This is a genomic window from Mycobacterium sp., assembly GCF_050700595.1.
Lineage (GTDB): Bacteria > Actinomycetota > Actinomycetes > Mycobacteriales > Mycobacteriaceae > Mycobacterium.
Map to the genome: position 1 here is coordinate 22270 of NZ_JBOHHI010000120.1, position 6325 is coordinate 28594.

7 protein-coding genes and 2 tRNA genes are annotated in these 6325 nt (G+C 64.9%); 5 read left to right on the plus strand and 4 right to left on the minus strand.

Annotated elements, in window-relative coordinates; translation table 11 throughout:
* The first annotated feature begins 11 nt into the window (after positions 1 to 11).
* Positions 12 to 815 carry a mycolate reductase CmrA gene (gene cmrA / locus ACRDTL_RS11895; protein ID WP_431506907.1) on the plus strand — a complete coding sequence of 268 codons (804 nt, stop codon included), beginning with the start codon at positions 12 to 14 and terminating at the stop codon, positions 813 to 815.
* A gap of 4 nt (positions 816 to 819) precedes the next feature.
* On the opposite strand, the gene ACRDTL_RS11900 is transcribed toward cmrA, so the two are convergent.
* Positions 820 to 2355 carry a helicase HerA-like domain-containing protein gene (locus ACRDTL_RS11900; protein ID WP_431506908.1) on the minus strand — a complete coding sequence of 512 codons (1536 nt, stop codon included), beginning with the start codon at positions 2353 to 2355 and terminating at the stop codon, positions 820 to 822.
* 97 nt (positions 2356 to 2452) lie between these two features.
* On the opposite strand from ACRDTL_RS11900, the gene orn reads away from it, so the two are divergent.
* Both orn and ACRDTL_RS11910 read left to right on the plus strand, forming a co-directional pair.
* A complete protein-coding gene (orn, locus tag ACRDTL_RS11905; protein ID WP_431506909.1) occupies positions 2453 to 3109 on the plus strand; it encodes an oligoribonuclease in 657 nt (218 codons plus the stop codon).
* Positions 3110 to 3148: 39 nt separating this feature from the next.
* Positions 3149 to 3224: transfer RNA gene (locus ACRDTL_RS11910), tRNA-His, on the plus strand.
* On the opposite strand, the gene ACRDTL_RS11915 is transcribed toward ACRDTL_RS11910, so the two are convergent.
* A complete protein-coding gene (locus ACRDTL_RS11915) occupies positions 3217 to 3408 on the minus strand; it encodes a hypothetical protein (RefSeq protein WP_431506910.1) in 192 nt (63 codons plus the stop codon). The two genes, ACRDTL_RS11910 and ACRDTL_RS11915, sit on opposite strands and share 8 nt — an antisense overlap.
* A gap of 345 nt (positions 3409 to 3753) precedes the next feature.
* Between ACRDTL_RS11915 and ACRDTL_RS11920 the strand changes: the two genes are divergently transcribed.
* Positions 3754 to 4434, plus strand: coding sequence for a hypothetical protein (locus ACRDTL_RS11920; RefSeq protein WP_431506911.1), 681 nt, complete (start codon positions 3754 to 3756; stop codon positions 4432 to 4434).
* Positions 4435 to 4453: 19 nt separating this feature from the next.
* On the opposite strand, the gene ACRDTL_RS11925 is transcribed toward ACRDTL_RS11920, so the two are convergent.
* Complete coding sequence (locus ACRDTL_RS11925; protein ID WP_431506915.1) at positions 4454 to 5617, minus strand: L,D-transpeptidase; 1164 nt, start codon at positions 5615 to 5617, stop codon at positions 4454 to 4456.
* 207 nt (positions 5618 to 5824) lie between these two features.
* Between ACRDTL_RS11925 and ACRDTL_RS11930 the strand changes: the two genes are divergently transcribed.
* A tRNA-Lys gene (locus ACRDTL_RS11930) sits at positions 5825 to 5900 on the plus strand.
* 20 nt (positions 5901 to 5920) lie between these two features.
* Here ACRDTL_RS11930 and ACRDTL_RS11935 read toward each other — a convergent pair.
* Positions 5921 to 6148: a DUF3618 domain-containing protein gene (locus ACRDTL_RS11935; protein WP_431506912.1), complete on the minus strand. Its 228-nt coding sequence runs from the start codon at positions 6146 to 6148 to the stop codon at positions 5921 to 5923.
* Positions 6149 to 6325 lie beyond the last annotated feature (177 nt).

The following is a 6325-nucleotide window of genomic DNA, read 5'->3' on the forward strand; positions in this document are numbered from 1 at the left end:
ACGCTTGCCGCATGCCTGTACCCGCCCCCAGCCCCGATGCTCGTGCCGTCGTCACCGGAGCCTCGCAAAACATCGGTGCGGCACTGGCCACCGAACTGGCTGCGCGCGGCCACAGCCTGATCATCACCGCACGACGCGAGGACGTGCTCACCGATTTGGCCGCACGTCTCGTGGAGAAGTACGGCGTCGCCGTCGAAGTGCGCCCGGTCGATCTCACCGACCCTGCCGACCGGGCAAAGCTGACCGACGAGCTGGCCACCCGAAACATCTCAATCCTGTGCGCCAACGCGGGTACTGCGACGTTCGGGCCGGTGTCAGGCCTGGATCCCGCGGCCGAAAAGGCCCAGGTACAACTCAACGCGATTGCGGTGCACGACCTTACGTTGGCGGTCTTGTCGGGCATGATCGAGCGCCGGGCGGGTGGCATCTTGATTTCCGGTTCGGCGGCGGGTAATTCGCCGATCCCCTATAACGCGACCTATGCGGCCACCAAGGCGTTCGTGAACACCTTCAGCGAATCGTTGCGTGGTGAGCTGCGCGGCTCCGGTGTGCACGTCACGCTGCTGGCGCCGGGTCCGGTACGCACCGAGCTCCCGGATCAAGGCGAGCAGACCCTCGTTGAAAAGCTGGTACCGGATTTCCTGTGGATCTCAACTGAGCACACCGCCCGCATCTCGCTGGATGCGTTGGCGCGCAACAAAATGCGCGTCGTTCCGGGCCTGACGTCGAAGGCCATGTCGGTGGCCAGCCAGTATGCCCCGCGCGCTATCGTCGCCCCGATCGTGGGCAGTTTCTACAAGAAGCTGGGCGGCTGACCCGCTAACGCCGCCGCCTGTTGTTGGCGCGCATGCTGCGGACGAGTTCCCTGCCGAGCGCGTTGAGGAAGGTCTGAAAGCCCCGGCTATTCAGGAACCGCTTCCACCAGCCCTGCCGCTCGCGCACGCGCTTTGATCGCGCCTTTTCCGGCTGATCGGCCGGGGTGGATTGTGCTGCTCTTTCTTTCAAGATTTCGTGGGCGGATCTCGAATCAATGGTCTGACCGTATTTGGCGTGCAGAGGGCTGGCCTTGGCCGCGGCGCTGATCGCGTCGTCACCGATAGCAGCCATCAATGACCGCGGTGGGCGTAGCCGGGTCCACGCCACCGGGGTAGGGGCGCCCCGCTCCGACAGCACGGTGGTCACGGCCTCCCCGATACCCAGCGATGTCAGCGCCGACTCCAGGTCGTAGACATCGGTTTTCGGATAGGTGCGGACGGTTTTGGCCAGTGCCTTCTGGTCGTCGGGGGTGAACGCGCGCAGGGCGTGCTGGACGCGCGCCCCCAGCTGGGACAGCACGTCGTTGGGGATATCGGTCGGCAGCTGGGTGCAGAAGAACACGCCGACACCCCTGGAGCGGATCAGCTTGACGGTCTGCTCCACCTGTTCCAGGAACGCCTTCGACGCATCGGTGAACAGCAGGTGGGCCTCGTCGAAGACGAACACCAGCTTGGGTTTGTCCACGTCGCCGAGCTCGGGCATGGATTTGAAGAGATCGGACAACACCCACATCAGGAAGGTGGAGAACAGCACCGGGCGTGCGGCCTGGTCGCCGAGCTCCAGCAACGAGATGACCCCGCGGCCCTTGTCATCGACGCGCACCAGGTCGTCCTTAGGCTTGAGTTCGGGCTCGCCGAAGAAGGTGTTGGCGCCCTCGGCTTCCAAATTGACAAGGGCTCGCAGGATGACCCCGGCCGTCGCCGCGGAAACGCCGCCCAACTCTTTCAGGTCGGACTTACCCTCGTCGCTGGTGAGGTGGCTGATCACCGCGCGCAGGTCCTTCAGATCCAACAGCGGCAGCTCCTGCTGGTCGGCCCAATGGAAGATCAGCCCCAGCGTTGACTCCTGAGTTGCGTTGAGCCCCAACACTTTCGACAGCAGAATAGGGCCAAAGCTGGCGATGGTGGCCCGTACCGGCACGCCGACGCCGCTGGTACCCAGCGACAGAAACTGCACCGGGAAGGCGGTCGGTTGCCAGTCGTCACCGGTTTCCTTGGCGCGCGCGGTGATCTTGTCGCTGGCCTGTCCGGCCCGGGCCAGGCCGGACAGGTCGCCCTTGACGTCGGCCATCAGCACCGGAACACCCGCCGCGGACAGCTGCTCGGCGATCAGCTGCAGCGTCTTCGTCTTGCCGCTGCCGGTGGCGCCCGCCACCAGGCCATGCCGGTTGACGGTGGCCAGCGGGATGCGGATCTGCGCGGCCGGGTCGACGGTCCCGTCGACGACCACAGTGCCCAGCTCCAGCGCCTGGCCCTCGACCGCGTAACCGGCCGCGATCTGCTGTGCGGGGGTTGTTCCCGGTTTCGACTCAGAGCTCATCGTGGCGCCTATCCTCTCCCCAACTAGTGCTGGCCGAGCACGACATTACTGGGCACCTGCGCCATCGGGGCAGACCTGGCCGCTAGCGTGGTCGTACGTGAACGCTGTACGCGACGAACTGGTGTGGATCGACTGCGAGATGACCGGGCTGGACCTGGCGTCGGACAAGTTGATCGAGATCGCGGTCCTGGTGACCGATGGCGACCTGAACATTCTCGGTGAGGGTGTCGACCTGGTGATCCACGCCGACGACGCAGCGTTGTCATCGATGATCGACGTCGTCGCCGACATGCACACCCGTTCCGGCCTGACCGACGAAGTCCGTGCATCGACCGTCGACGTGGCCACCGCAGAAGAGATGGTGCTCGACTACGTCCGCACCCACGTCAGGCATGCCAAGACCGCGCCGCTGGCCGGCAACTCGATCGCCACCGACCGTGGATTCATCGCCCGCGACATGCCCGCGTTGGACTCCTACCTGCACTACCGGATGGTGGACGTCAGTTCGATCAAGGAGCTGTGCCGGCGTTGGTATCCCCGTATCTACTTCGGTCAGCCGGCCAAGGGACTGGCGCACCGCGCGCTGGCCGACATCCACGAATCGATCCGAGAACTGCAGTTCTATCGGCGCACCGCTTTTGCGCCGCCGCCAGGCCCGGCCACCAGCGATATCGCGGCGGCGGCCGCCGAGCTTGGGGCGATAGCCGCCGCACCGGAGGAAATCGATTCGGCTACCGAGCACCCGAGCGGTTAGTATCGACGACGCCGCCCGTCGGCTCGGCTGGTGGCGATGGTGAGTGTAGTTCAGCTGGTAGAGCACCAGGTTGTGATCCTGGAAGTCGCGGGTTCGAGTCCCGTCACTCACCCCAAGGACGTCGCATTGCTACCTGGATTGACGAGCGTGTGATACGCCGCGCCCTGACGTTCGGTATGACGGTGGACCTCGTCGTCGAACCAGCAGCCGAATGCCACAAACAGCGCGGCCAAAATCAGCAGCGCGACCATCACGTTCAAGCCGGGCGGGGTTGTGTGAGATCCCTTGGTGGAAGCCATTACTCGTTCATCCTCTGTTCGATGCCATTTCTGTTGTCCCAATCCGTCTGGCCGGCTACCAGTCCGCCGGAGATTGGAACCTGACCAACTCAGTGGCGTGGCCACGCAGTGGCTCACGTCGGCGGTGAGCACGACGCCGCTGCGCCGGTGCCGCGGTATAGGCAAGGTTGGCACTGCGCGGGCACCCGGGGTTACTGCTGTCCACAGCGAGGAGCATCTGCGCGCGCCAATCCATGATCAATGAGAATGTTTCGGATTTCTGATACATCCTTGTACCGGGTCCCAAGGTATCCGAAATTGGGCGGCATGTCCAGAACGACTCGCAGATCAGATACGCTTAGATACGTGACCCGCGCCACACCTGACGTCTTTGACGCCGCACGGCCACTGGTCGCTGTCGTCGGTGCGAACGTCCGCCGCATCCGCTCAGAGGTTCTCCGGGTGACGCATGACCAGTTGGCGAGGGAAGTCACCGCACTGGGCTTCCCGTGGAGCTACCTGCGCGCCGCAGCCTTTGAAAGGGGCGACGTAACCCCTTCCCTGGCAACGTATCTCATCATCTGTGCTGCACTCGACCGCCTCGCGCAGCCTGACTTCCACGTCACGCTGGCCGATCTGGTCATCTCCGAGACTCCAATCAAGCTGGCGGAGGGCGTCGTGATCGACGGCGGTGGCGTGCGCGACGCTTTGGCTGGCGCACCGCCCGCCGCCCTGTTCACCGACACACCGGTCACACCCCCGCGCTTCGCTCTGGCTGGACGCAGCAATGCGGAAATCGCCACGGCAGCGGGATATGCCCGCGCCGACGTACAAACCGCCGCCGCGCTTGGGCTCGACCGCGACTCGATGGTCAAAGCATGTGCGTTTTTGTGGGGCCGGTCACTGACCGCAGAGCGTGATGCTCGTGCCGGAACCACTCCATCGCGACGCCAGCTTGGCCTCATCACGTCCGAATTGCGCGAAGAGCTGTCCACATATCTCGACTCGCGGGTGGAATCCGGTGAACCGGATGGAGTTCCGACGTAAACGACTGTGCGAGCAGGCGTTACGCCTCAGCGTTGCCGGCGTGCCACTGGTCCCATGGGATGTTCCAGTCGCCGAGTCCTTCGGTTCCCGGCAGCGTCGAGCCGACGGTGTTGATGACTTCGACGACATCACCGCGTTTGGTGTGGTCGTAGAACCACCGTGCGTTGCTCGGACTGACGTTGAGGCAGCCGTGGCTGGTGTTGGTGTGCCCCTGGGCGCCCACCGACCACGGCGCGGAGTGGACGAATACCCCGCTGTAGGACATCTGGGTGGCGAAATCGACCTCGGTGCGATATCCGTTCGGGGAGTTGACCGGGACGCCGTAGGTCGACGAGTCCATGATCATGTGCGCGAACCGCTCACCGATGATGTAGATCCCGTTGGCGGTCGGCGTGCTGTCCTTGCCCATCGAGGTCGGCACCGTCTTGACGACCTCGCCGTTGACCCGCACGGTCAACACCTTGGTGGAGTCGTCGGCGGTCGCGATGACCTGGTCACCGATGGTGAAGTGGGTGCTCATGCTGTCCTCCCCGAACAACCCGTCACCAAGGTCGACGCCGTAGGTGTTGACCGCCACGTCGACCGCCGTCCCCGGCTTCCAGAACTCCTTTGGCCGCCAACGTACTTCGCGGTTGTTCAGCCAGTAGAACGCACCCTCGGCGGGCGGGTCCGTGGTCACCGTGATGGCCTTCTCCGCCGCAGCGCGGTTGGCGATGTTCTCATCGAACCGGATCGCCACCGGCTCGCCGACACCGACCACCTCGCCGTCGCGAGGCACCGCATAGGGCATCGTCAGGTTGTGCGGTGAATGGGTTCGGAACGTCATCTGGCGGGTGGCCTCGCCGCCCAGTCCGCGGGCTTTGGCGGTCAGCGTGTAGCGCCGGTTGTAGGCGAGCGGCTCGGTAGTTTTCCAGTGCACGCCGTCGGCGCTGAGCTGACCGCTCACCGATCTGCCGTTTTCGTTGACCATGGTGACCGAGGCCAGCACACCGTCGTCGGCGCTCACCGTCACCGGGCTGTCCACGGCGACACCGACGGCACCGTCGGTCACCGACGCGGTCAGCTTGGGAACCAGCAAGTCACCGAACGGCGTGCCCTTGTCGAAGATGACGGCGGCCGGTGGTGTGTTGCCGCCGCTGCCACAGGCGGCAACGCCGAAGACCCCAACCGGCAACATCAGCATGACCGCCCAGCGCCGACAGCGCCGCGCGCGGGTCATCAACTGACCTGCCATCTGCCCTTACTCCCCCTTGCGACCCGCCGACCCAAGTACTACTGGGAGTAGTCTAAGGGTTACCCGTCTGGCTGCGTTGTGACGCTCGGCGGATACCCACATTAGATTCGCCATGCGAGGTGGTGGCTGTTATTCTCGCGTGTCGAGAAAGATCCAGCGCCGTTAGCTCAGTTGGTAGAGCAGCTGACTCTTAATCAGCGGGTCGGGAGTTCGAAACTCTCACGGCGCACCAGGCACCGCAGAAAATCCCGGTCAGCGGTTGCGTACCCGGCGGACCACCAGGACGATGGCCAGCGCCCCAACCCCGGCCAGGGTGACCGCGACCGCGGGCTTCTTGACGAACGCAAGCAGCCGGGACTTGGCGTCGTTGGCGAGACGCCGGGGATTGGCCCGCTCAGCGAGCGAATCGACGGTCGAGGCCAGCTGTTCGCGGGCCTGGTCGATCTCCTGCTTGATGGTGTCGGGATCGCGGTCCGCCACTCTTGTCCTCCCTGTCGTCCCGCACCACCGACCTGGCTGGGGTGCCTCCGCACTACCCTAGAGCAGCCGGCGCCGAACACGACGCGCCGGTGAACAGAAAGGGACCCTCGGTGACCGACACCGCACGCCTGCAGCCCGGCGACAAAGCGCCCGCCTTCAGCCTTCCCGACGCCGACG

Excerpts from the sequence above, each read along its gene's own strand:
- cmrA (WP_431506907.1), top strand. The coding sequence starts at position 12 with ATGCCTGTACCCGCCCCCAGCCCCGATGCTCGTGCCGTCGTCACCGGA.
- ACRDTL_RS11900 (WP_431506908.1), bottom strand. The coding sequence starts at position 2,355 with ATGAGCTCTGAGTCGAAACCGGGAACAACCCCCGCACAGCAGATCGCG.
- ACRDTL_RS11915 (WP_431506910.1), bottom strand. The coding sequence starts at position 3,408 with ATGGCTTCCACCAAGGGATCTCACACAACCCCGCCCGGCTTGAACGTG.
- ACRDTL_RS11925 (WP_431506915.1), bottom strand. The coding sequence starts at position 5,617 with ATGCTGATGTTGCCGGTTGGGGTCTTCGGCGTTGCCGCCTGTGGCAGC.